General features: G+C 52.9%; 24 protein-coding genes and 1 riboswitch. Of the genes, 12 read left to right on the top strand and 12 right to left on the bottom strand.

Features of this window, described 5'->3' with window-relative positions; all coding sequences use genetic code 11:
• Window positions 1-3 precede the first annotated feature (3 nt).
• Genes hlyD through DES37_RS20320 form a run of 4 tightly spaced genes read left to right on the top strand, consistent with a single transcriptional unit; the run spans window position 4 to window position 4977 of the window.
• The gene (gene hlyD, locus DES37_RS20335) at window positions 4-993 is read left to right on the top strand and encodes a secretion protein HlyD (protein ID WP_110027592.1); all 990 of its coding nucleotides are present in this window, start codon (window positions 4-6) and stop codon (window positions 991-993) included.
• Entirely contained in the window at window positions 993-2738 is a 1746-nt protein-coding gene (locus DES37_RS20330; protein ID WP_110027590.1) for an ATP-binding cassette domain-containing protein, read from the top strand. Before hlyD ends, DES37_RS20330 begins: the two co-directional genes overlap by 1 nt.
• The gene (locus DES37_RS20325; RefSeq protein WP_211320569.1) at window positions 2725-3867 is read left to right on the top strand and encodes an ABC transporter permease; all 1143 of its coding nucleotides are present in this window, start codon (window positions 2725-2727) and stop codon (window positions 3865-3867) included. Before DES37_RS20330 ends, DES37_RS20325 begins: the two co-directional genes overlap by 14 nt.
• A gap of 6 nt (window positions 3868-3873) precedes the next feature.
• Window positions 3874-4977, top strand: coding sequence for an ABC transporter permease (locus tag DES37_RS20320; RefSeq protein ID WP_110027587.1), 1104 nt, complete (start codon window positions 3874-3876; stop codon window positions 4975-4977).
• On the opposite strand, the gene DES37_RS20315 is transcribed toward DES37_RS20320, so the two are convergent.
• Window positions 4939-5358 (bottom strand): YbhQ family protein, encoded by a 420-nt coding sequence (locus DES37_RS20315; RefSeq protein WP_036109034.1) that lies wholly within the window; start codon window positions 5356-5358, stop codon window positions 4939-4941. The genes DES37_RS20320 and DES37_RS20315 overlap by 39 nt on opposite strands.
• A gap of 138 nt (window positions 5359-5496) precedes the next feature.
• On the opposite strand from DES37_RS20315, the gene DES37_RS20310 reads away from it, so the two are divergent.
• The 3 genes from DES37_RS20310 to DES37_RS20300 are packed head-to-tail and all read left to right on the top strand — an operon-like array spanning window position 5497 to window position 8506.
• Complete coding sequence (locus DES37_RS20310; protein WP_110027585.1) at window positions 5497-6249, top strand: endonuclease/exonuclease/phosphatase family protein; 753 nt, start codon at window positions 5497-5499, stop codon at window positions 6247-6249.
• Complete coding sequence (clsB, locus tag DES37_RS20305; protein WP_036109040.1) at window positions 6246-7490, top strand: cardiolipin synthase ClsB; 1245 nt, start codon at window positions 6246-6248, stop codon at window positions 7488-7490. Before DES37_RS20310 ends, clsB begins: the two co-directional genes overlap by 4 nt.
• Before the next feature lie 2 nt (window positions 7491-7492).
• A complete protein-coding gene (locus DES37_RS20300) occupies window positions 7493-8506 on the top strand; it encodes a lysylphosphatidylglycerol synthase domain-containing protein (RefSeq protein ID WP_110027583.1) in 1014 nt (337 codons plus the stop codon).
• A 4-nt stretch (window positions 8507-8510) separates the two neighbouring features.
• Here DES37_RS20300 and DES37_RS20295 read toward each other — a convergent pair whose 3' ends face one another.
• The 6 genes from DES37_RS20295 to moaA form a co-directional block, all read right to left on the bottom strand.
• Window positions 8511-9221, bottom strand: a complete 711-nt coding sequence (locus tag DES37_RS20295; RefSeq protein ID WP_110027582.1) for a Bax inhibitor-1/YccA family protein — start codon at window positions 9219-9221, stop codon at window positions 8511-8513.
• A gap of 68 nt (window positions 9222-9289) precedes the next feature.
• Window positions 9290-9745, bottom strand: coding sequence for a molybdopterin synthase catalytic subunit MoaE (gene moaE / locus DES37_RS20290; RefSeq protein WP_110027580.1), 456 nt, complete (start codon window positions 9743-9745; stop codon window positions 9290-9292).
• 1 nt (window position 9746) lies between these two features.
• Complete coding sequence (moaD, locus tag DES37_RS20285; RefSeq protein ID WP_110027579.1) at window positions 9747-9992, bottom strand: molybdopterin synthase sulfur carrier subunit; 246 nt, start codon at window positions 9990-9992, stop codon at window positions 9747-9749.
• Entirely contained in the window at window positions 9985-10470 is a 486-nt protein-coding gene (gene moaC / locus DES37_RS20280) for a cyclic pyranopterin monophosphate synthase MoaC (RefSeq protein WP_064599819.1), read from the bottom strand. Before moaC ends, moaD begins: the two co-directional genes overlap by 8 nt.
• A 2-nt stretch (window positions 10471-10472) precedes the next feature.
• On the bottom strand, window positions 10473-10985 hold the full coding sequence (moaB, locus tag DES37_RS20275; protein WP_110027577.1) for a molybdenum cofactor biosynthesis protein B: 513 nt from the start codon (window positions 10983-10985) through the stop codon (window positions 10473-10475).
• 20 nt (window positions 10986-11005) lie between these two features.
• A complete protein-coding gene (gene moaA, locus DES37_RS20270; RefSeq protein WP_146211543.1) occupies window positions 11006-11995 on the bottom strand; it encodes a GTP 3',8-cyclase MoaA in 990 nt (329 codons plus the stop codon).
• Window positions 11983-12119, bottom strand: a riboswitch (molybdenum cofactor riboswitch). Its footprint overlaps the gene before it by 13 nt.
• Window positions 12120-12344: 225 nt before the next feature.
• Between moaA and yvcK the strand changes: the two genes are divergently transcribed.
• Complete coding sequence (gene yvcK, locus DES37_RS20265) at window positions 12345-13247, top strand: uridine diphosphate-N-acetylglucosamine-binding protein YvcK (RefSeq protein ID WP_036109079.1); 903 nt, start codon at window positions 12345-12347, stop codon at window positions 13245-13247.
• A gap of 11 nt (window positions 13248-13258) precedes the next feature.
• On the opposite strand, the gene uvrB is transcribed toward yvcK, so the two are convergent.
• Window positions 13259-15280 (bottom strand): excinuclease ABC subunit UvrB, encoded by a 2022-nt coding sequence (gene uvrB, locus DES37_RS20260; protein WP_110027575.1) that lies wholly within the window; start codon window positions 15278-15280, stop codon window positions 13259-13261.
• Between the two features lie 887 nt (window positions 15281-16167).
• On the opposite strand from uvrB, the gene DES37_RS20255 reads away from it, so the two are divergent.
• The gene (locus DES37_RS20255; RefSeq protein ID WP_036109087.1) at window positions 16168-16878 is read left to right on the top strand and encodes an ATP-binding cassette domain-containing protein; all 711 of its coding nucleotides are present in this window, start codon (window positions 16168-16170) and stop codon (window positions 16876-16878) included.
• A 10-nt stretch (window positions 16879-16888) separates the two neighbouring features.
• Here DES37_RS20255 and bioD read toward each other — a convergent pair whose 3' ends face one another.
• From bioD to bioB, 4 genes are read right to left on the bottom strand one after another with little or no spacing between them, the layout of a single operon-like run.
• Complete coding sequence (gene bioD / locus DES37_RS20250; protein ID WP_036109092.1) at window positions 16889-17569, bottom strand: dethiobiotin synthase; 681 nt, start codon at window positions 17567-17569, stop codon at window positions 16889-16891.
• Window positions 17562-18320, bottom strand: a complete 759-nt coding sequence (bioC, locus tag DES37_RS20245) for a malonyl-ACP O-methyltransferase BioC (RefSeq protein WP_110027574.1) — start codon at window positions 18318-18320, stop codon at window positions 17562-17564. The genes bioD and bioC overlap by 8 nt, the downstream gene beginning before the upstream one ends.
• Window positions 18301-19455, bottom strand: coding sequence for an 8-amino-7-oxononanoate synthase (gene bioF, locus DES37_RS20240; RefSeq protein ID WP_110027572.1), 1155 nt, complete (start codon window positions 19453-19455; stop codon window positions 18301-18303). The genes bioC and bioF overlap by 20 nt, the downstream gene beginning before the upstream one ends.
• Window positions 19455-20492, bottom strand: coding sequence for a biotin synthase BioB (gene bioB, locus DES37_RS20235; protein WP_072006954.1), 1038 nt, complete (start codon window positions 20490-20492; stop codon window positions 19455-19457). Before bioB ends, bioF begins: the two co-directional genes overlap by 1 nt.
• 111 nt (window positions 20493-20603) lie before the next feature.
• Here bioB and bioA point away from each other — a divergent pair, with 111 nt between their 5' ends.
• The 3 genes from bioA (at window position 20604) to DES37_RS20220 (ending at window position 23874) form a co-directional block, all read left to right on the top strand.
• Window positions 20604-21920, top strand: a complete 1317-nt coding sequence (gene bioA / locus DES37_RS20230; protein WP_110027570.1) for an adenosylmethionine--8-amino-7-oxononanoate transaminase — start codon at window positions 20604-20606, stop codon at window positions 21918-21920.
• A 59-nt stretch (window positions 21921-21979) separates the two neighbouring features.
• Window positions 21980-22456: a kinase inhibitor gene (locus DES37_RS20225; protein WP_110027569.1), complete on the top strand. Its 477-nt coding sequence runs from the start codon at window positions 21980-21982 to the stop codon at window positions 22454-22456.
• Between the two features lie 113 nt (window positions 22457-22569).
• Window positions 22570-23874: a putative acyl-CoA thioester hydrolase gene (locus DES37_RS20220; protein ID WP_036109105.1), complete on the top strand. Its 1305-nt coding sequence runs from the start codon at window positions 22570-22572 to the stop codon at window positions 23872-23874.
• Window positions 23875-23893: the final 19 nt, after the last annotated feature.

Genomic DNA, 23893 nt, shown 5'->3' with positions numbered 1-23893 from the left:
GGCATGAAACACCGCAAGCCCCTGATTGCAGCTGTGATTTTATTAGTTCTCATTGTAGCTGGTGCCGGTGTCTGGTGGTACCAGCAACACCAGGATGACACACTGACACTCTACGGCAATGTCGATATTCGAACAGTGAACATGAGCTTCCGGGTTGGAGGCCGCCTTGAAGAACTGAATGTGGACGAAGGCGATAAAATCACGGCAGGTGAAACACTCGGTATGCTGGATAAAAAGCCTTACACCATTGCGCTGGCACAGGCACAGGCTAATGAAGACGCCGCTCAGGCCAAGTATGACCTGGTGATGGCCGGCTACCGTAGTGAAGAAATCGCCCAGGCCGCCGCCGCCGTGAAACAAGCCCAGGCAGCAGCCCAGTACGCCACTCGTTACTACCAGCGCCAGCAGGCGTTATGGCAACAACGGGTAAATTCCGCCGATGATTTAGCCAATGCCCGTTCGGCGAGTGTTCAGGCTCAGGCCAACCTGAAAGCCGCCGAAGATAAACTCAGCCAGTACAAAGCGGGTAACCGCCCGCAGGAAATTGCTGAAGCCAAAGCCAGCCTGGAGCAAGCCCAGGCAGCCCTTGCCCAGGCGCAACTGGATTTACACGATACCACCCTTACCGCTCCGTCAAGTGGCACGCTGCTGACACGCGCGGTAGAACCTGGCACGATGTTAAGTGCTGGCGGCACGGTGCTGACATTGTCATTAACCCGCCCGGTTTGGGTGCGCGCTTATGTAGACGAAAAAAATCTTGGCCAGGCAGTGCCCGGGCGTAATGTGCTGATTTATATCGATGGTCGCCCAGGGAATCCATGGAAAGGTAAAATTGGTTTTGTTTCACCCACGGCCGAATTTACCCCGAAAACCGTCGAAACGCCGGATCTGCGAACTGACCTGGTTTACCGCCTGCGTATTATTGTCACCCACCCCGACGATACGCTACGCCAGGGCATGCCAGTAACCATTCGGTTTGAAGGAGAGCAGTAATGAGCCAGGCGGCGACAATCAGGCTGGAGAATGTCGTCAAACATTTTCGCGGGCTCGACCGCCCCGCCGTTGCCAGCCTGAATACGGAAATTACAGCGGGCGCTGTCGCTGGCCTTGTCGGGCCCGATGGTGCCGGTAAAACAACATTAATGCGTATGCTGGCCGGGTTACTGACACCGAGCGAAGGCAAGATTGAAGTACTGGGCCTTGACCCCATTCGCGACGGCACACAGCTGCACAGCATGCTGGGTTATATGCCACAGAAATTTGGCCTGTACGAAGATTTAACGGTGATGGAAAACCTGAACCTGTACGCCGATTTGCGCAGTGTCCGTGGCAAACTGCGCCAGCAAGTATTTAACCAGCTTCTGGAATTTACCGACCTGGAGCCGTTTACCAAACGCCTGGCTGGGAAATTGTCGGGCGGGATGAAGCAAAAGCTGGGGCTAGCCTGCACCCTGGTCGGCCAGCCCAGTGTGCTGTTACTGGATGAACCCGGAGTGGGGGTTGACCCTATTTCACGGCGGGAATTGTGGCGCATGGTACATGAACTGGCCAGTGACGGCATGCTGATTTTATGGAGCACGTCCTACCTGGATGAAGCGGAACAGTGCCGGGAAGTGTTGTTGATGAATGAAGGCGAGCGCCTGTACCAGGGCGCACCAGACGCACTGACACAGCAAATTGCCGGGCGCACCTGGCTGGTTACCAGCCCGGAAGGGAAAAACCGCCCACTGCTTCAGCATGCTCTGCGCCAGCCTTGTGTGAGCGACGGGATGATTCAGGGCCACTCGGTTCGCCTGATTGTTAATTCCCCATCTGCTATTCCCAGGCTTGCAACCAGCCTGTCGTTACCCGAAAACTGTTTTCGGGAAACCCAGCCACGCTTTGAAGACGCCTTTATTGACTTGTTAGGCGGAACCAAAACCCGGGAATCCCCTCTTGGTGCCATTTTGCATCAGGTTGAGGGCAGCAAAGGGGAAACCGTGATTGAAGCCCGTAACCTCACCAAGAAGTTTGGGGATTTTGCAGCGACTGACCATGTTGACTTCGCGGTCAAGCGTGGCGAAATCTTCGGCCTGTTGGGGCCAAATGGTGCCGGGAAATCCACAACATTTAAAATGATGTGTGGGTTGCTGGTACCCACCGATGGCCAGGCACTGGTGCTGAATATGGATTTAAAAACCAGTTCAGGGAAAGCCCGCCAGCACCTGGGTTATATGGCACAGAAATTCTCACTGTATGGCAATCTGACGGTTACCCAGAACCTGCGTTTTTTTGCCGGGATCTACGGTTTACGCGGCACACGTCAGCAGGAAAAGATCCAGCGCATGACCGATGCCTTTAACTTACAGGCCGTAGCACACCAGGCAACTGATGCCCTGCCATTAGGGTTTAAACAACGCCTGGCACTGGCCTGCTCATTAATGCATGAGCCGGATATTCTGTTTCTTGATGAGCCGACATCGGGCGTTGACCCCCTTACCCGCCGCGAATTCTGGTTGCACATTAACAGTATGGTGGAGCGGGGTGTCACCGTGATGGTCACAACCCACTTTATGGATGAAGCCGAATATTGTGACCGTATTGGGCTGGTTTACCGCGGGAAGTTAATTGCCAGTGGTTCCCCGGACTCACTTAAAGCCAGCGCGGCCAACGACGAAATGGCCGACCCAACCATGGAGCAGGCATTTATTCAACTGATTCACCAGTGGGATAAGGAGCATGACAATGGCCGCCAATAGCATCCTTGCCTGGCATCGAGTCAGGGCGCTGTGCATTAAAGAAACCCGCCAGATTATTCGCGACCCGAGTAGCTGGTTGATTGCGGTGGTTATCCCGCTGATGCTGCTGTTTATCTTCGGCTATGGCATTAACCTGGATTCCAGCCGGTTGCATGTGGGCGTATTACTGGACCAGCAAAGTGAGGAAGCACTCTCTTTTGCTCACACGGTCAGTGCTTCGCCTTTCATTGCCCCGACAATCAGCGATAACCGCCAGCATTTGGTTGACCTGATGCAGGCCGGGAAAATACGCGGCATCATTACCATTCCGGTCAACTTTGCGGCGCAAATGGCCCGTGATGGCGATACAGCGCCCATTCAGGTGATAACCGATGGCAGCGAACCCAATACCGCCAACTTTGTGCAGGCCTATGCTCAGGGTGTCTGGCAAATCTGGCAGCAACAACGCGCTGAAGACCGTGGTGAAACCTTCGAACCTCTGATTGATGTGCAAACCCGCTACTGGTTCAACCCGGCCGCTATCAGCCGCCATTTTATTATTCCCGGTGCCATTACCATTATCATGACCGTTATTGGCGCTATCCTTACTTCGCTGGTGATTGCCCGTGAGTGGGAACGCGGCACCATGGAAGCGCTATTGTCCACTGAAGTAACCCGGACTGAGTTACTACTGTGTAAACTGGTTCCCTATTACTTTCTCGGTATGCTGGCTATGTTGCTGTGTATGCTGGTGTCGGTATTTATTCTGGGTGTTCCCTGGCGTGGCTCGCTGCTGATCTTATTTCTTATCACCAGCCTGTTTTTGCTCAGCACGCTGGGTATGGGCCTGCTGATTTCCACGCTGACACGTAACCAGTTTAATGCCGCGCAGGTTGCGCTGAACGCCGCTTTTTTGCCTTCCATTATGTTGTCCGGTTTTATATTCCAGATAGACAGCATGCCCGCCATTATCCGTATCGTGACCTACATTATTCCGGCCCGTTATTTTGTCAGTACACTGCAAACACTGTTTCTCGCGGGCAATATCACTTCGGTGCTGGTGGTCAATGTGCTGTTTTTAATTGCCTCTGCGGTACTGTTTATTGGGCTGACCATGTTGAAAACCAGCCGCCGTCTCGACAGGGAGTAACACGCTATGCTGCACCGCTTGTGGACGCTTATCCGTAAAGAGTTACAGTCGCTGTTAAGGGAGCCGCAAACCCGCGCAATCCTGATAATGCCGGTGATTCTTCAGGTGGTGCTGTTTCCGTTTGCCGCCACACTGGAAGTCACCAACGCAACCGTGGCTATTTATAATGAAGATAACGGCAAACACTCCGTTGAACTGACCCAGCGTATTGCGCAGGCAAAAGCGTTTTCCCATATTTTACAGCTCAACAACCCCAGTCAGATTCGTGATGTCATTGATAACCAGCGAGCGCTGTTGGTGGTGCGTTTCCCGCCCACATTTTCCCGCAACCTGGACCAGCTAACTCCCGCACAAGTGCAGTTACTGCTGGACGGGCGCAATTCAAACAGTGCACAAATTGCCGCCCGTTACGTGCAGCAGATAATCAATGATTACCAGCAATCGCTGCTGAACGGGCAGAAACAGAACAACAGTGAACTGGTGATCCGCAACTGGTATAACCCGAACCTGGACTACAAGTGGTTTGTTGTTCCTTCGCTGATTGCCATGATTACCACCATAGGCGTGATGATAGTCACTTCATTGTCTGTTGCCCGCGAACGTGAGCAAGGCACACTGGACCAGTTACTGGTTTCGCCGCTCGCCACCTGGCAGATTTTTGTTGGCAAAGCAGTACCGGCCTTAATTGTCGCCTGCTTTCAGGCGTCGATTGTGTTGGGCGTGGGGATATGGGCTTACCAGATCCCCTTTGCCGGTTCTCTGCTGCTGTTTTATTTCACTATGCTGGTTTACGGGTTATCGCTGGTGGGGTTCGGCCTGCTGATTTCGTCGCTGTGTTCAACCCAGCAACAGGCGTTTATTGGCGTGTTTGTGTTTATGATGCCAGCCATTTTGCTTTCCGGGTATGTTTCCCCGGTAGAGAATATGCCGGTGTGGTTACAGGACCTGACGTGGGTAAACCCGATTCGGCATTTCACCGATATCACCAAAGAGATTTACCTGAAGGATGCGAATTTCAGTATTGTGTGGCAAAGCTTATGGCCGCTATTAGTTATAACGGCCATAACAGGTTCAGCGGCGTACGCTATGTTTCGCAGAAAAATCGCCTGACCGGCGCCGTTTGCTGTCTTTTGCCAGTAACGACACAACTGCAGGCCCGGCGAGGATAACCACGCCGGCAAGCACCAGCACCAGATGGCTCTGAAAAACACGGGATAACAGCCACAGGCCAATTAACGCCGTACCAAAATACCATGTGGTGGTGAGCTCTTCGAGAAAATCACCCAACTCCCTGAGCCAGCCATCATGAAAACGCTGTAACGCCAGCATCATCACTAAAGTCAGTGTGTATAACAAACACAGACCAATACCGACCTGGACCAGAGACTTACTCATCCAGCCGGCAACCAGCACGGCTATAACCAGCAAATGCAGCATAATTTGCCAGCAACTCAGGCCTGTTGCGACACGAAGTCGTTGTTGCCATTTCATGTCTTATCTCCTGATGGATTTTTTGACTACTAATCAGAGTACCGCACTTTACGGAAAATTCCGTATCCCGCCAGTTTTTTGTGACAAACACTACACTTTATTTGCACACAGAAACAAAACAAGGAGGAAACCGGCACTATGCCTTCACAGTCAATTATCAAAATTTTAACAATAAACACACATAAAGGATTTACTGCTTTTAACCGCCGCTTTTCCCTGCCGGCTCTGCGCGATGCTTTGCGTGCAACACTCGCTGACATTGTTTGCCTGCAGGAAGTTAGCGGTGAACACCAGGCGTTGGCCCGGGCAACACCCGGCTGGCCAACAACCAGCCACTATGAATATCTGGCCGATACAGTGTGGCGCGATTATGCCTATGGGCGCAATGCGGTTTATCCGGAAGGTCACCACGGGAATGCGGTTTTATCGCGTTTCCCAATTGAACACAGCGAAAATATCGACGTATCCATAGAGGGCCATGAGCAGCGGGGCCTGCTTTATTGCCGCATCTCCGTACCCGGTAAACCAGCGCCACTCCATATTATCTGTGTTCATCTGGGGCTGAAAGAGGCCCATCGCCGGGCACAACTGGAAAAGCTGTGGGCAGTGATTCGCCAACTGCCTGAGAATGCCCCACTGGTTGTGGCAGGCGATTTTAATGACTGGCGGCAACGGATCCACCCACGCCTGCATGAGCATGATGGCATGGAAGAAGTATTCAGCCGTGAGTTTGGCAAACCCGCCCGCACATTCCCGGTTTGGTACCCTTTTTTGCGCCTGGACAGAATTTATGTGCGCCATGTGCAACAGTGCAAACCTTTGCCCTTCTCATCTGGTCCGTGGCGTGGGTTATCGGATCATGCGCCATTAGCCGTGGAGATTAGTCTGTGAAAACGACATGGAGAAGCGGTAACCAGATTACGTTACTGGAAAATGGCGATGCCTATTATCCAGCGGTATTCAAAGCCATAAGCCAGGCGAAAAAACAGGTATTACTGGAAACATTTATCTGGTTTGACGATAACGCAGGCCAGGCGCTGCACCAGGTCTTGCTGGAAGCGGCGAAGCGTGGTGTGCAGGTGGAGGTATTAATGGATGGCTATGGTTCCCCCGACCTGAGCGAGACATTTATTAATACACTCACCCAGGCGGGCGTTGTAGTACGTTATTACGACCCGTCACCGCTGTTTCTTGGTATGCGAACGAATCTGTTCCGCCGGATGCACCGCAAAATAGTGGTGATTGATGGCGAACTGGCGTTTGTTGGCGGCATTAATTACTCAGCAGAGCACATCACCAGTTACGGGCCTGAGGCCAAACAGGATTATGCCGTAGCCATTCGTGGCCCGGTGGTCAGTGATATTCAGCAGTTTGTTATTGATAACCTGCCGGAAAGTACCCGAACACGCCGCTGGCGCTGGCGGCGGCATAAGGCACAGGACCAGAACCAGGCCGGAGAAGCACAGGCGCTGTTTATCTGGCGGGATAACAACCACCATCCGGATGACATTGAGCGTTATTATTTGCGCATGCTGGCACGGGCTCGCCGTGAGGTGATTATCGCCAATGCTTATTTCTTCCCGGGATACCGGCTGTTACATGCCATGCGCAACGCAGCACGCCGTGGTGTCAGCGTTAAACTGATTTTGCAGGGCGAACCGGACATTCCGGTGGTAAAGACCGCAGCCCGCCTGCTCTACCCTTACCTGCTTAAAGCTGGTGTCCATATTTATGAATACCAGCAGCGCCCGTTACACGGAAAAGTCGCGGTGATGGACAGCCACTGGGCAACCGTTGGCTCCAGTAACCTCGACCCACTGAGTTTGTCGCTCAACCTTGAAGCCAACCTGGTGATTCATGACCGTGAATTCAACCAGACATTGCGCGACAACCTGATGAAGCTGATAAGCCACAGCACAGAGCAGACACAAGCCGACCGCGTGTTGCTGCCAGGCCCGCGCTGGTGGGGGCTTACCTGTAGTGTTCTCGCCTTCCACTTTGTACGGCATTTCCCGGCCATGGTGGGCTGGTTGCCTGCCCATACGCCACGCATTACCCGCGTCCCGCCGCCAGTTCAGCCTGAGCTTGAGCAGCAGGACCAACATGCCACCACGGACTCAGGAGGACAATAACTATGTCGTTACTGCACCGTTCATTGAGCGCTCACACCCGCCGCCGGATCAAGCAAGGGCTGTCTGGCGCTTTTTTACTGGTCGTTGTGGTACTGCTTGTACTTTATGCCCGCCAGGTGGACTGGCAGGAAGTCTGGCAAGCGTTACTGACCTATAACCGCAATGCGTTGCTCAGCGCCGCAGGTCTGGTGGTGGTCAGTTACGCTATCTATGGCCTGTATGATTTGTTGAGCCGGTCATGGTCCGGGCATGGTCTTCACGCCCGGGTAGTCATGCTGGTTTCTTTTATTTGCTATGCCTTTAACCTGACACTGAGCACCTGGGTCGGCGGTATTGGTATGCGTTACCGGTTATATTCGCGGTTAGGCCTGAGTAGCGGCACTATCGCCCGGATTTTTTCCTTCAGCATTATGACTAACTGGCTGGGTTATATCCTGGTTGGCGGGGTACTGTTTACTTTTGGTTCACTGCACCTGCCCTCTGGGTGGTATATCGATACGCTGACACTGCGCTGTATTGGTGGTGTATTGCTCACTATGAGCATCGGCTGGTTGTTGCTGTGCTCTTTCTCCCCAAAAAGAACCTGGCGAATCCGGGGGCGACGAATACGCCTGCCTGGTGCCCGTTTCGCCATAATGCAGTTTTTGTTGTCTGCAGTTAACTGGCTGATTATGGGCACTACAATTTGGCTGCTCATGCAGCAACAGGTTGATTTTATGACGGTGCTGGCAGTGACATTACTCAGCAGTATTGCAGGGGTAATTATTCATATTCCGGCAGGGATTGGGGTACTGGAAGCGGTGTTTCTGGCATTGCTGCCCGCCTCGCAAATCAGCCATGGCAGTATTATTGCCGCGTTACTGGTCTGGCGGGCGTTGTATTACTTTATCCCATTAATAATTGCGGCGGTGTGTTATGGGGTACTGGAAGGCCGGGCGGAAAAATTACGCAAGAAAGGCGAGGTAAAGCGCAACCAGGCGGGCGCGGTTAAAACGCGCGCCACCGGGTTACAATAAGCGCTTAACGGCGGTTGCCGAGAATACGCAGCATCATCAGGAACAGGTTGATGAAATCAAGGTACAGCGTCAGGGCACCCATAATGGAGTAGCGGCGCAGATTGGTGCTGTCACGGGTATCAATCTGGCTGCCAATACTTTTCAGTTTCTGGGTATCCCAGGCGGTCAGGCCAACAAAAACGACCACACCAATGTAGGTTACTGCCCACATTAACGCAGTGCTTTTCAGCCAGATGTTAACTACAGATGCCAGAACAATACCGATCAGCGCCATAAACAGCATGCTGCCGAACTTGCTCAGGTCGCGCCTGGTGGTGTAGCCATACAGGCTCATTGCACCAAACATACCGCCGGTAACAATAAACGTACTGGCGATGGACGAATAAGTATAAGCGACAAAAATACTCGATAACGTCAGCCCTGTAAGCGCGGAATAAAGCATAAACAGCGTGGTTGCCATCGCGCCACTCAGTTTATGCACCATACCGGACAGAACAAATACCAGTGCCAGTTGAGCAATAATCAAACCGAAGAAGGTTAACTGGCTGGAAAAAACGAACATCAGTACTGCAGGGGTCGCTGCGGCATACCAGGCGACAAACGCCGTCAGTAACAGGCCACAAGTCATCCAGCCATACACCTGCGCCATATAGGTTTGCAGCCCGGTGCGGGTGTTCTGGACGATTGTGCCATTGGCGTGTGGGAAGCGGTCCATGACATATCCTCTGATTTTGATGGAAAAACAGGCCTTCAGACTACCACATTCAGTTGTAATGCGCAGTCTTACCAGCGCTCTGCTGCGACTTTATCGCTTTCACGTGCTTCAACCCAGCGAGCGCCCTGCTCAGTAGACTCCCGTTTCCAGAACGGAGCCCGGGTTTTCAGGTAATCCATAATGAATTCTGCTGCGGCAAAAGCGCTGCTGCGGTGTGCACCCGTCACGCCGACAAACACGATTTCTTCTCCGGGATACATTTCACCAATGCGGTGAAGGACGGTTACACGTTGCAGTGGCCAGCGTTCCCGCGCGGTAGCAACAATTTCTTCCAGCGCCTTTTCTGTCATGCCCGGGTAGTGCTCCAGGCACAGTGCGCTGACGTTATCGCCCAAATTGTGGTTACGCACTTTTCCGGTAAATGTCACCACGGCGCCATCGTCATCGCAAGCCGCCAGCCACTGGTATTCTGCGCCGACATCAATGTTGCCACGCCCCACACCAATGCGTGTTTGATCTGCCATATCAGCCTCCGGTGACCGGGGGGAAAAAGGCCACTTCGTCGCCCGCCTGAATAGCGTGGTCGAGAGGAACCAGCGTCTGGTTAACGGCTGCTAACAACTTGCCGCTTTCCAGTGCCAAAGCCCAGCGCCCACCCTGGTTTTCCAGGTGCTGGCGCAGCGCTTCAACAGAAGAGAATGAGGCGTGAAGGCGCAAAGCGTCACAGCCAACCAGTTCACGCACTTGCGCGAAAAAAAGTACATCAATCATCCTGCACCGCCCTGAAATCACCTGATTTACCACCCGATTTCGCCAGCAGGCGTACCGGGCCAATGACCATATCTTTCTGAACTGCTTTACACATATCGTAAATGGTCAGCGCAGCAACTGAAGCCGCAGTGAGCGCTTCCATTTCGACGCCGGTTTTACCGCTCAGGCGGCAAACTGATTCAATACGCACCCGGTTTTCCGCAGGCTGCGCTTCCAGGTGAACTTCCACTTTGCTGAGCAATAATGGGTGGCACAGAGGGATCAATTCCCAGGTGCGTTTCGCGGCCTGGATACCAGCGATACGCGCTGTGGCGAAGACATCACCTTTGTGATGACGCCCTTCAACAATCATTGCCAGTGTATCCGGATGCATAGTGACAAACGCTTCCGCTCTGGCTTCCCTGGCTGTTTCAGCTTTGGCGGAGACATCCACCATATGCGCTTCGCCAGCCGCATTAATATGGGTTAATTGCGACATAACTATTTCTTGAGATGAGGATGGAAGTTACACGGGCGCTGGCGTGCATCGAGTTGCTGCTGGATGATATTTTCCCAGGCAGTACGGCAAGCTTTGGTTGAACCCGGCATGGCGAAAATCACCGTGCGGTTTGCCATGCCAGCCACTGCGCGCGACTGCAATGTCGCCGTGCCGATTTCTTCATAAGACAGCATGCGGAACACTTCGCCAAACCCTTCAATTTCACGGTCAAACAGGGGCAACAGGGCTTCAGGAACCTGATCGCCATCCGTTAACCCGGTTCCGCCGTTAATCAGCACCACCTGGACATCATCACTGGCAATCCACTGTGATACCTGGGCGCGAATGGCGTAGCGGTTTTCACTGACAATAGATTTAGCCACCACCTGATGGCCTGCTTCAGTGGCGACATCACGCAAATAATGGCCTGATGAATCTTCTTCTTCAGTGCGGTGTGAAGTCACTGTCATGATTGCGACACGCGCCGGAATAAATGTACTGCTTACCTGACTCATGATTCTCTCCTTACGAACGCTTACCCGCCGATATACGACAGATTCTGCGTGATACCCGTGTTTCCCTGATGCAGGAAATGGGTCTGTTTTTTGCCTGCCAGCGCCTGGCTGATACGTGCCTGCAATTCGCCCTGTTGCTGGTCGTTTGCCAGCAAATCACGCAGCGGAATGCCGCCATCACCAAACAGGCATAAATGCAGATTGCCAATGGATGACACTCTCAGGCGATTGCAACTGGCACAGAAATCTTTCTCATAGGGCATGATGAGGCCAATTTCACCCTGGTAATCCGGGTGGCAGAATACCTGGGCTGGCCCATCACTGCGCTGGCGAATCTGATGGATCCACCCGCGTTCCAGAAGCTGGTCGCGAATCACCATGCCGGAAACATGGTGCTGGCGAAACAGTTCACTGCCCTCGCCGGTTTCCATCAGTTCAATAAAGCGTAATTGAATTGGCCGGGTTTTAATCCAGCCGAGAAAGGTGTCCAGTTGGTGATGGTTCACGTCACGCATCAGCACGGTATTGACTTTCACACGCTCAAACCCGGCAGCAAACGCAGCATCAATCCCGTCCATAACCTGGCGGAATTTATCCTGCCCGGTTATGGCGTAGAACTGCCTGGCATCAAGGCTGTCGACACTGACGTTAATTGCTGTCAACCCGGCATCGCGCCATTGCTGCACATCACGCGCCATGCGGTAACCGTTGGTGGTCACAGCGATTTGGCGCAGAGAAGCATTTTCACGAACGGCAGCAATGATATCGGTAAAGTCGCGGCGTAAAGAGGGCTCACCACCGGTCAGGCGAACTTTTTCGGTGCCTGCTGCGGCAAACGCGCGGGTAACCCGGCGAATTTCATCGAGGCTGAGAAAGCTTTTGTTCGCCACGCCGTGCGGTTTGTAGCCATCAGGCAGGCAATATGTGCAACGAAAGTTGCAAACATCAGTCACGGACAGACGCAAGTAATAGAACTTACGCGCCCATGCATCGGTAAGTTGAGAGACCATGTACACCTTTCCAAATACGGGAGATGCAGGCATTTCTTTCTGCACCCTGGTGGCGACGCATCGCCACGGCCAGGGCACCATATCTTGCGACACAGGTGCCAGGGCTTGAGTGTCAGTTTCAGATTTCTGAAACCGGGTTAGCAGGATAGTAGCGCTTTCTGGCATGAAGTGCCAGGCGACTTTCGTTATATAAACAAGTATATAGCGACACAATTCTGCATTTTCGCGACAAAATAGCTGCTGTTTCCCGGCATTGCTTTGACAGATGTCATTTTCCCTTGCCAAAGGTTCGTCTTTTAACCGCTATTCAGGTAATTTAGGGGGTAAATCTGTTTTATAAGGAAATCCTATGCGCAGTCGGGCTCTGGCCGATTTGGATTGTGTGGTCACTCTGGGTGGTGGTCATGGGCTTGGGCGGGTTATGTCGGCCCTGGGGTTTTTAGGCCAACGCCTGACTGGCATTGTCACCACCACGGACAATGGCGGTTCAACCGGGCGCATTCGCCGTTCAGAGGGGGGGATTGCCTGGGGCGACCTGCGTAATTGCGTGAACCAGTTGATTACCGACCCAAGCGTGGCATCGGCGTTATTTGAATACCGCTTTAGTGGCAATGGCGAGTTAGCCGGCCACAACCTGGGGAATTTAATTCTTAAAGCACTCGACCACCTGAGCGTGCGCCCACTGGAAGCGATTAACCTGATTCGTACCTGGTTGCACGTAGACGCCTTTTTAATCCCAATGTCTGAGCAACCGGTGGATTTACTGGCAATAGATGACGAAGGCCACGAAGTTTGGGGAGAAGTAAATATTGACCAGCTTACGGTGCCACCACAAGGGTTGCAGTTGTCCCCGCAGGTTAGTGCCACCCGTGAAGCAGTGCTTGCCCTGGAAAAAGCCGACCTGGTAATTATTGGCCCGGGAAGTTTTTATACCAGCCTGATGCCTATTTTATTAATGCCCGAGTTAACCGCAGCACTGCGCCGTACCCAGGCAAAAGTGGTGTTTATTGACAATCTGGGAAAAGAACACAGTGCTGCGGCGCTACTGACGCTGGATGAACGGCTGGACATAATGGAGCAGGCAATAGGCAAACCTGTTATCAGCACGGTAATTACCGGGGAGTATAACACCCTGCCCGCAAGCCATGATGCCAAAACAGTGATTCAGACTGCCCTGGCAGCCAGTGATGTGCCTTACCGCCATGATCGTCTACGGTTACGCCAGGCCATTGACCTGGCGCTACAGAAGTAACTCCCATTAATTTATGAGGCGGCAATAAACAGTGCGCGCAGTTGCTGTAGCTGGTCGCGCAACTTAGCCGCCTCTTCAAACTCCAGATTTTGCGCGTGAGTCATCATCTGTGTTTCCAGCTCATGGATTTTCTGCTCCATGGCCTTCGGTGACATATCCTGTGCAACAGTGCGTGCAGCAGAGTCTCCCCCACGTGTTTTGCCCCGTTTCGCTTTGGTTTTCATCACCCCTTCGCCCAGCGCCAGGATATCCACCACTTTCTTATTCAGGCCTTTTGGCACCAGGCCATGCTCTTTGTTGTAGCGCTCCTGTTTTTCGCGACGGCGTTCAGTTTCACCAATGGCTTTCGCCATCGACGGCGTAATTTTGTCCCCATACAGAATCGCCATGCCATTGAGGTTACGCGCCGCGCGGCCAATGGTCTGAATCAATGAGCGCTCAGAACGCAGGAAGCCTTCTTTGTCGGCGTCCAGAATAGCCACCAGCGACACTTCCGGCATATCCAGGCCTTCACGCAACAGGTTAATCCCAACCAGCACATCAAACTCCCCCAGGCGCAAGTCACGGATAATTTCCATGCGCTCGACGGTGTCGATATCTGAGTGCAGGTAGCGCACACGGGCACCGTGCTCTTCAAGGTATTCCGTGAGGTCTTCCGCCATGCGTTTCGTCAGGGTAGTAACCAGCACACGTTCATTAATGGCCGCACGCTTGCGAATTTCTGAGAGCAAATCGTCCACTTGTGTTGCTACCGGGCGCACTTCTATCAGTGGGTCCAGCAAACCTGTAGGGCGCACAACCTGGTCTATTACTTCACCGCCGGATTTATCCAGTTCGTAATTCCCTGGTGTGGCAGAAACATAAATAGTTTGCGGTGCCAGGGCTTCAAACTCTTCGAATTTCATCGGGCGGTTATCCAGTGCTGAAGGCAACCGGAAACCATATTCAACCAGAGTTTCTTTACGTGCCCGGTCGCCACGGTACATCCCGCCGATTTGCGGCACAGTAACGTGAGATTCATCAATAACCAGCAGGCCATCTGCCGGCAGGTAGTCAAACAGTGTTGGTGGCGGCTCGCCCGGGCCGCGCCCGGAAAGAAAGCGTGAGTAGTTTTCAATACCCGAGCAATACCCGAGTTCATTCATCATTTCGAGGTCAAACTGCGTGCGCTGGGTGATGCGTTGCTCTTCGAGTAGTTTATTATTTGCCAGTAACACCTTGCGCCGGTCAGCCAGTTCGACTTTGATTTCTTCCATTGCCTGCAAAATACGTTCACGAGGTGTGACGTAATGGGTTTTCGGGTAAATGGTAAAGCGCGGAATAACAGACTCCACCTGCCCGGTCAGCGGGTCAAATAGCGACAACCGCTCAACTTCTTCATCAAACAATTCAACCCGCAGGGCGATGTCATCAGATTCCGCCGGGAAGATATCGATAACCTCGCCACGCACACGGAAAGTACCGCGCTGGAACACCTGATCGTTGCGGGTGTACTGCAATTCAGCCAGGCGACGCAGAATAGCGCGCTGGTCAATAATCATGCCGGCGGTCAGGTGCAGCATCATTTTCAGGTAGAGATCCGGGTCACCCAGGCCGTAAATCGCAGAAACAGACGCCACCACGACTACATCTCGCCGCTCCAGCAGGGCTTTGGTGGCTGAAAGCCGCATCTGTTCGATGTGCTCATTCACGGACGCATCTTTTTCAATAAAGGTGTCCGAACTGGGTACATAGGCTTCAGGCTGGTAGTAATCGTAGTAAGAAACAAAATACTCAACAGCATTTTCCGGGAAAAAGGCCTTCATTTCGCCATAAAGCTGCGCCGCCAGTGTTTTGTTAGGTGCCAGCACCATTGTAGGGCGCTGCAGGTCTGCAATGACGTTCGCAATGGTAAATGTCTTCCCTGACCCGGTTACACCGAGCAGCGTTTGGTGAGCCAGGCCATCTTCCAGCCCTTCAGACAGGCGACGAATGGCATCAGGTTGGTCCCCGGATGGCGTAAAGCTGGAGTGTAATTTGAACAATTTACTCATAAGACATGACCTGTTGCACCATGGCGGAAGGAAGAAGCAATTTTAACTGCCGTACTGTTTTTTGCCAACCTTAATGACTGGCTAAATAACCAGTAACTAATAGTGAGCACGCTAAATAACAGCACAAAATGACACCGTTTTGTACAAACACCCGGCGTTTATACCAGCAAGATCCACGCTTACCAGGTTATCCCCAGATTTTTTCCATTTTTAACATTTGTCAAGAGACGTCATGAAAGTTTTATGAAACAACACACGGCACGATATCCAAGGATTGATTTTATATAACTATTTGATATTTATATTTTTTTAAATAAAGGCGGCTTTAACATCAATTCAGGCGAAAGCCGCGTATTCTCTCGCCTGCAGCTAGTTTTCTAACTCTAATACACAAGGTTATCCACAGGAATAGTGGATAACTGCTTTAAGCCCTGTAAGGGCATACTCCGCTGGTTTACCGTTTTCTTGCAAAAACACCGCATAAAAAATTTTCTGGCAAAATTTTTTCGCAGGCAACCATCTTTTTTGTCGATGACCTGACAACAAAATCTGCACTGCACCACACAGGCATTTGTTTTGCGTCAGCACGCTGCACCAAAATTATCCTCAGGGAAGCACTGCCAAAGTGCACAGTGCTACCAAAGTTGTAGTTGCAGCCGTGAAAACCAGTATTTTTTGTAAGTATCGTCCTGGTTCGTGGAAATTTCTGTCGTGATTACGCTTTCTGGCAAGAGAATTGCACAGACTACCAGACTGGAGCTCAACCCCTTTCCTGTTGGCAGAAAGTGATGCAGGACGCAGTGGTTATATGAGTGGTTACCAGCGCTGAGCGAATTTACGCCTTAGTGGAATAGCCTGACGTAGAGCCGGTCCGGGAGGAGGACATTATGTTGAGTTTGCGTGCTGTTAACCAATTTTATGGTGAAAAACATACATTATGGAATGTTGACCTGGACTTGCCCACAGGACAATGTATTTGCCTGCTGGGAGCACCTGGTGTTGGCAAAACAACGCTGGTGAACTGTATCACCGGCCATATTCCGGTACAAAGTGGCAGTATGCTCTGGCAGGCACAAGGGCACCCACCAGAAGATTTACTGACCCGCCCACCAGAGGGGCGCACTGCTCTGGGGATAGGCTATGTTCCTCAGGATAAACGGATTTTCTCGCAACTGAGTGTGGAAGAGAACCTGCATATTGCCATGATGGCCGCCGGTGAACAGCATAAGCGAATTTCGCCGCTGGTTTACGAGTTATTCCCGGAATTATATACCCTGCGCCAGGTGCGTGGCGGTGATCTGGCCGGAGATACACAACAGCAACTGTCACTGGCAAGAGCGCTGGTAAACGACCCGAAATTGTTGATTCTGGACGAACCGACTAATGGCCGCGGAACCAGTTTCATTCAGGACCTGGGCCAGACATTGCGCCGCCTGAACCAGGAATTTGGCCTGACAATACTGCTGGTTGAACAACGGTTATCATTTATCCGTTGGGTGGCGGATAAATTTTGCCTGCTGCATCGCGGGCGCAATGTTGCGCAGGGCGACCTGACAATGCTGGATGACAATATGGTTTCAGACTGGATAGCACCGTAATGCCGCAAGATTAAATCAGGGCAGTGATATCAATATACTGCCCAAGATTGGTGTGTGTTTCCGCGTGTTCCAGAAAGGGAATTTCTCCCAGAAATGGCACGTCCAGCCGCTGGCGTAATGTTGACAGATAATCCAGATGACGCGCGCCTGGCGGTAATACAGTATTGGCAATCCAGCCGGCAACAGGTAACCCGGACTGGCGAATTGCCTGTAAAGTCAGCATGGCGTGATTGATACACCCAAGCTTTACCCCCACCACCAGAATCACTGGCAATTGTTCCTGCACCACCCAGTCAGCAAAAGTGGTTTCCTCGCTCAGAGGCGTAAACCAGCCACCGGCACCTTCAACCTGTACCCAACTGGCAAGAGGCTCCAGCGCAGCTAACCCGGCAGATATTGCGGGAAAGGTAATGGGCTGCCCGGTATCCCTGCTGACCAGATGCGGCGAAGTGGGTTCCAGAAAGACCAGTGGGTTTACCTGGTGGTAGGCCAGCGGTACGGTACTGTTACGCTGCAAAGCCAGCGCATCGCTGTTACGTATTCCTTCCGGCGTGGCTTCACTGCCTGACGCCACAGGCTTGTAACCTGCAGTGTGAAATCCGTGCTGTGCTGCCGCCTGTAACAGTGCACAACTGGCAACGGTTTTCCCAACTTCCGTATCCGTGCCAGTAACAAACCAACGTTTACTCACGCGTAATCACTCCTACTATTAATTGGTAACTTAACAGGTACTCGCCTGCCTCCTGCGGCCAGGCCAGTGAGAGTGCCTGAAGTTGTTTCCGGGTTAAGGTGGAAGAGGCGCGCCCGGCGTGTAAATGCGTGGCGCCAATCCCTTTCAGGGAACGCATTGCGCTCAGCACATCAGCCCAGCGTTCACGCACAGTGACTGTACTTATGTGGTACTGCCACCCACTACAGGCATCGTCAATGGCTTGCCGGGGCAGAAAGTGGTTGCCATGGCTGTGCTGGTCAACCGCACGCCATGCCTGATGTAATTCACACAGTGAACCCGCCGCCAGTGTTGTGAACGCGACATGCCCTCCGGGGCGGGTTACCCGGCAGAGCTCACTCAGCGCCAGGCGTAGATCTGCGCACCACTGAATAGCAAGATTGCTCCAGGCAAGATCAACACTGGCATCGGGAAGTGGCAATGCTTCTATGTCGCCACACAGGAATTCTATTGCCGGGCTCTGCAGGCTTGCCTGCTCCAGCATGGCAACCGAGAGATCCAACCCGGTAACAGCTGCACCACGCTGATGCCAGTAGCGGCTGAACCAGCCGGTACCGCACCCGGCATCCAGTACCCGGGAAGGAGAAATGTCACCCAGCATGGTAATAAGCTGCTGGCCGCTTTCACGTTGAAATTGCGCATGTTTGTCGTAACCAGAAGCAGCACGCCCAAAGGCTGCCGCCACGGCGGCTTTATTCACGGGCAAGGGCATACAGCACCTCCAGTAAGCGGTCGATATCTTCTGGCTGGTGAGCCGCCGTCAATGTAAAACGCAACCGGGCAGTACCGGGGGGAACTGTCGGCGGGCGTATCGCGGTTACCCAGACGCCCTGCTCACGCAGGCATTGGGCAAGGTACAATGCGCGGGTATTATCACCAATTATCAGTGGCTGAATCGCTGTAGATGATTCACTCATCGCCCAGGGCAAACCAGCCGCTCCGGCCCTAAAATGGCCAATATGGCGCTGAAGTGTTTCCCGGGATTCATCTGCATGGCGGATCACTGCCAGCGCAGCGCTGAGTGCTTCGGCCTGGGCTGGGGGAAGCGATGTGCTGTAAATCAGGTGGCGGGCAAACTGGACCAGATAATCGGCAACAGCTTCACTGCACAATACCGCAGCCCCACTGGCACCGAAGGCTTTACCAAAGGTCACTACCAGAACATCTGGCCTGATACCAGCCTGCCAGCAACTCCCCCGCCCTCCCTCGCCCAGCACGCCAATGCCATGGGCGTCATCCACCATCAACCACGCACCAGACTGCCCGGCAAGCCGGGCAAGTTCCGGTAGTGGGGCCTGGTCGCCATCCATACTGAACACCCCTTCCGTAACGACCAGTTGCTCTCCGGTGTGCCCGCCAGCAAGTAAGCGGCCCAGTGAACCGGCATCGTTATGTGCAAAACGGCGTAACACGGCTGGCGACTGCATGGCAGCTTCCAGTAACGAGGCATGGCTGAGCTTATCGGCCAGCAGCCTGTCGCCTTGCTGCATTAGTGCGCTGATTACGGCATGGTTGGCTGCGAAACCAGAAATAAACAGTAAGGCGCGCGGGTAGCCCAGCCAGTCGGCCAGAGACGTTTCCAGTTCAGCATGGGCGCGGGTGTAGCCAGTGACATGGCCGGAGCCACCACTTCCCACCCCATAGCGTGCAGCACCTGCTTGCCAGGCGCGGATAACCGCAGGGTGCTGGCTCATCCCTAAATAATCGTTACTGGCAAAATTAAGCCACTGCTGCTGGCCGTCGGAAAACATGCGCTCAGTGCCCGGGTGGCGTACTTGCCTTGTGCGCCACAGATCTTGTTCGCGCCGTGCTGACAGCGCGTTATCAATACGTTGCGACCAGCTCATCAGAGTGCGGCATTGTAAAATTGTTCGGTGTCTGCATGTAATAACTGCTCAGTTAATTCACTTTCCTGGGCGTTATCACCATGGCTGACTTGTGTAGTTTGCGGGTTGATCCCCAGTTTGCGGAACAATTGCAGGTCTTTGTCTTCTTCAGGGTTAGGCGTGGTGAGCAGTTTGCAGCCGTAGAACACCGAGTTAGCCCCCGCCATAAAACACATGGCCTGGGTTTGTTCATTCATTTGCTCGCGCCCGGCGGATAAACGAACCCAGGAAGAAGGCATCATGATACGGGCCACCGCAATGGTACGGATAAAATCAAAAGGATCAACATCGTCGTTGTCTGCCAGTGGTGTGCCCTTCACTTTCACCAGCATATTAACCGGTACACTTTCCGGTGGTGTGGGCAGGTTTGCCAGTTGCAATAACAGGCTGGCACGGTCGTTTACGCTTTCCCCCAGCCCTACAATTCCCCCTGAACATACTTTAATTCCGGCATCGCGTACTTTGCCCAGAGTATCGAGGCGCTCCTGGTAAGTACGGGTAGTAATAATGTTGCCGTAAAATTCCGGCGAGGTGTCCAGATTATGGTTGTAGTAATCCAGCCCGGCGTCCGCCAGCCGTTGTGCCTGGCTGCCACTCAGTGTGCCCAGTGTCATACAGGCTTCCAGCCCCAGAGCTTTAACCCCTTTCACCATTTGTTCCAGGTATGGCATATCGCGGTCCTGAGGGTTCTTCCACGCAGCCCCCATACAGAAGCGGCCTGAACCTGCTGCTTTCGCTTTTTCGGCAGAAGCCAGCACCTGCTCCACTTCCATCAGGCGTTCAGATTCCAGGCCTGTTTTATAACGGGCACTTTGTGGGCAGTACTTACAATCTTCCGGGCAGGCCCCGGTTTTAATCGACAGTAAGGTGCTAACCTGAACCTGCTGAGGATCAAAATGCTGGCGATGTACCTGCTGAGCTTCGAACAGAAGTTCAAGAAGCGGTTTTTCAAACAGAGCGGTAACTTGCGACATTGTCCAACGTTGAGTATGTGCCACTGGCATCTCCAGAATAAGTGATATGAGCTGTAATCTGAGCCGATAGTTGTAAACTAAAGACTGTTATTTTTGGTTTACATGCTTTAGTTTCGTAAACTAAATCTTTTTAAAATGGTTTACAAGAATATGATCGATCAACATAGTCTGGATTTCGACCAGCGCCATATCTGGCACCCGTATACGTCGATGACCAATCCGTTGCCGGTTTACCCGGTCGCCAGCACGCAAGGCTGTACTCTGACACTTGCGGATGGCAGGCAACTGGTAGACGGGATGTCTTCATGGTGGGCAGCCATTCATGGCTATAACCACCCACACCTGACACAGGCAATGAAGCAACAAATTGATGCGATGCCCCATGTGATGTTTGGTGGCATTACCCATGCGCCCGCCATCGCGTTGTGCCGCAAGTTGGTTGAGATGACCCCGGACGGGCTGGAGTGTGTCTTTCTGGCTGATTCTGGCTCGGTAGCTGTTGAAGTCGCCATGAAAATGGCATTGCAATACTGGCAGGCAAAAGGCCAGCCGCGCCGCCGCTTTATGACTTTTCGCCACGGTTACCATGGCGATACGTTTGCTGCTATGTCGGTCTGTGACCCGGATAACTCCATGCACAGCCTGTGGAAAGGCTACCTGCCGGATAATATTTTTGCCCCGGCCCCGCAAACCAGGTTCGATGACGAATGGAATGAACAGGATGTTATTGCCTTTGCCCGGCTGCTGGCGGCACACCGTGACGAAATTGCTGCGATCATCCTGGAGCCGGTAGTCCAGGGCGCTGGTGGTATGCGGTTCTACCACCCCAACTGGCTTAAGTGCGTGCGGCAAATGTGCGACCGCGAAGGCATTTTGCTGATTGCCGATGAAATTGCCACTGGCTTTGGCCGCACCGGGAAGCTGTTCGCCTGTGAACATGCACAAATTAGCCCCGATATTCTGTGCCTGGGGAAAGCGCTGACTGGCGGTACAATGACCCTGTCAGCCACACTGACCCGCAGAGAGATTGCCGAGACTATCAGTAATGGCGAGGCAGGCTGTTTTATGCATGGTCCGACATTCATGGGGAACCCGCTGGCCTGTGCCGCAGCTTGTGCCAGCCTGGATATTCTGGAAAGTGGCCAGTGGCAAACACAGGTTGCCAACATTGAACACCAGCTACAGGTGCAGTTACAGCCACTGGCACAGTCAGCGTTAGTAAAAGATGTGCGGGTACTGGGGGCAATTGGTGTTGTAGAAACAGTGCATCCGGTAAATATGGCCGCATTGCAACGCTTCCTGGTAGATGAAGGTGTCTGGATAAGGCCCTTTGGGCGGCTAATCTACCTGATGCCGCCCTTTATCATCAGTGAGCAGGAACTTACCAGGCTTACCCGGGCCACAGCCCTTGCCGTGGAGCAGCCCGCGCTCTTTAACATTAATGGCGGCTGAATTTCCCCGCTGCAGGCAGATGCTCTACACTTGCCAGACGACCAATAACGGGAGATATCATGAAACTGTTTAGCAAGGATTTTCAGGACGGGCAAACCCTGCCTGACCGCCATGTATTTAATGACATGGGTTACCACGGAGATAATGTCTCTCCTCACCTCGCCTGGGATGATGCCCCGGCAGGCACTAAGAGTTTTGTGGTTACCTGTTATGACCCGGATGCACCGACAGGTTCAGGCTGGTGGCACTGGATAGTAGCCAATATTCCTGCAGACACCCGTGAACTGCCACAGGGTGCTGGTTCTGGTATTGCCCCGCTGCCGGGTAAAGCATTACAGACACGCACCGACTTTGGTAACAGCCAGTATGGTGGCGCGGCACCACCAGCCGGTGAACGCCACCGCTATATTTTCACGGTGCATGCGCTGGATGTCGAACAGATTGATGTCGATGCTCAGTCCAGCGGTGCGATGGTTGGCTTCAATGTACATTTCCATACCTTAGGGAATGCCACGCTGACCGCAATGTACCGCTGAATATGCTTTTTTGGGGGCCGATACATAAATCGGCTTCCTGTTTTGCTCAACTTAGTATAAAAAAGCAAACTTTACTGAATCGTTCTCTTTTTTTGCTAAGCAAGGAGCAACCCTTGAACACTCTTTCGGTTTCTCGCCTGGCACTGGCTCTTGCCTTCGGCCTGACTTTAACGGCATGTAAATCTGTACCGCCTCAGGACCGTCCGTCAGAACAGGTTGCGCCGGGAAGCCAGTCACGCCCGGTGCTGTCTGCGGATGAAGCGCAGAACTTTGTGCCTTCTCGCTATTTTTCCAGCATGACGCCCAGCGCTCAGCCCTGGAAACCCACGGGTATTACCTTACCTGCTCAGGCTGATTTTGTCGTTGGGCCAGCCGGTACACCTGGTGTGACACAAAATACCATCCAGTCTGCAGTTGATGCAGCGATGGCCCGCCACTCCAGCCGCCGTTTGTATATCGCTATTATGCCGGGCGATTATCAGGAAGCGGTGTATATTCCTGCGGCTCCGGGCAGCCTGACGCTGTACGGAACCGGCAGCCAGCCTGCCGATGTTAAAATTGGCCTGGCGCTGGATGCGCGTATGGACAAAGCAACCTGGCGTAAAACCCTTAATCCTGCCGGGCAGTTTATGCCGGGTAAATCTGCATGGTACATGTACCAGAACTGCCTGAATCAGCGTGGTGCGGATATGGGGATTATGTGTTCAGCTGCCGTCTGGTCGCAAAACAGTGGTCTGCAATTGCAGAACCTGACCATTCAGAACACCCTGGGTGACAGTGTGGATGCAGGTGACCACGAAGCGGTGGCCTTGCGCAGCGATGGCGACCAGGTTCAGATTAACAATGTGAACATTCTTGGCCGCCAGAACACCTTCCTGGTAACTAACAGTGATGTGAATAACCGGATGATGACCACCGGCCAGCCACGCACACTGGTAACTAACAGCTATATCGAAGGGGATGTTGACCTGGTTTCTGGCCGTGGTGCCGTGGTGTTTGAACACACTCGTTTCAATGTGGTGAACAGCCGCACCCAGAAAGAAGGTTATGTGTTCGCACCAGCAACCCTGCCTAACATTTACTATGGCTTCCTGGCGGTTAACAGCGAATTCAACGCAGCCGGTGAAGGTGTGGCTCAACTTGGCCGCGCGTGGGATTTAGGTGCCGAAAATGGTTATGTTCCGGGGCAAAGCGCCAATGGCCAGGTGGTCATTCGCGACAGCGTAATTAACGCCGGGTTTAACACCGCACAACCATGGGGTAATGCCAAAGTCTCCCAACGCCCGTTTGCCGGTAATACTGGCAGCGAGCAGGATAAAAAATGGGTTCGCGACCTGAACGATGTGAATTTCAACCGTATGTGGGAATTCAACAACCGTGGGTTAGGCAGCAAAGTGGTTTTTAATACCAACAAATAACTGCCCAGGTTAGCCTGAA

This window comes from Mangrovibacter plantisponsor (genome assembly GCF_003182475.1).
GTDB classification, from domain to species: domain Bacteria; phylum Pseudomonadota; class Gammaproteobacteria; order Enterobacterales; family Enterobacteriaceae; genus Mangrovibacter; species Mangrovibacter plantisponsor.
The sequence above is the reverse complement of the archived record's forward strand: the minus strand, read 5'-3'. Positions and strand labels throughout refer to the sequence as shown.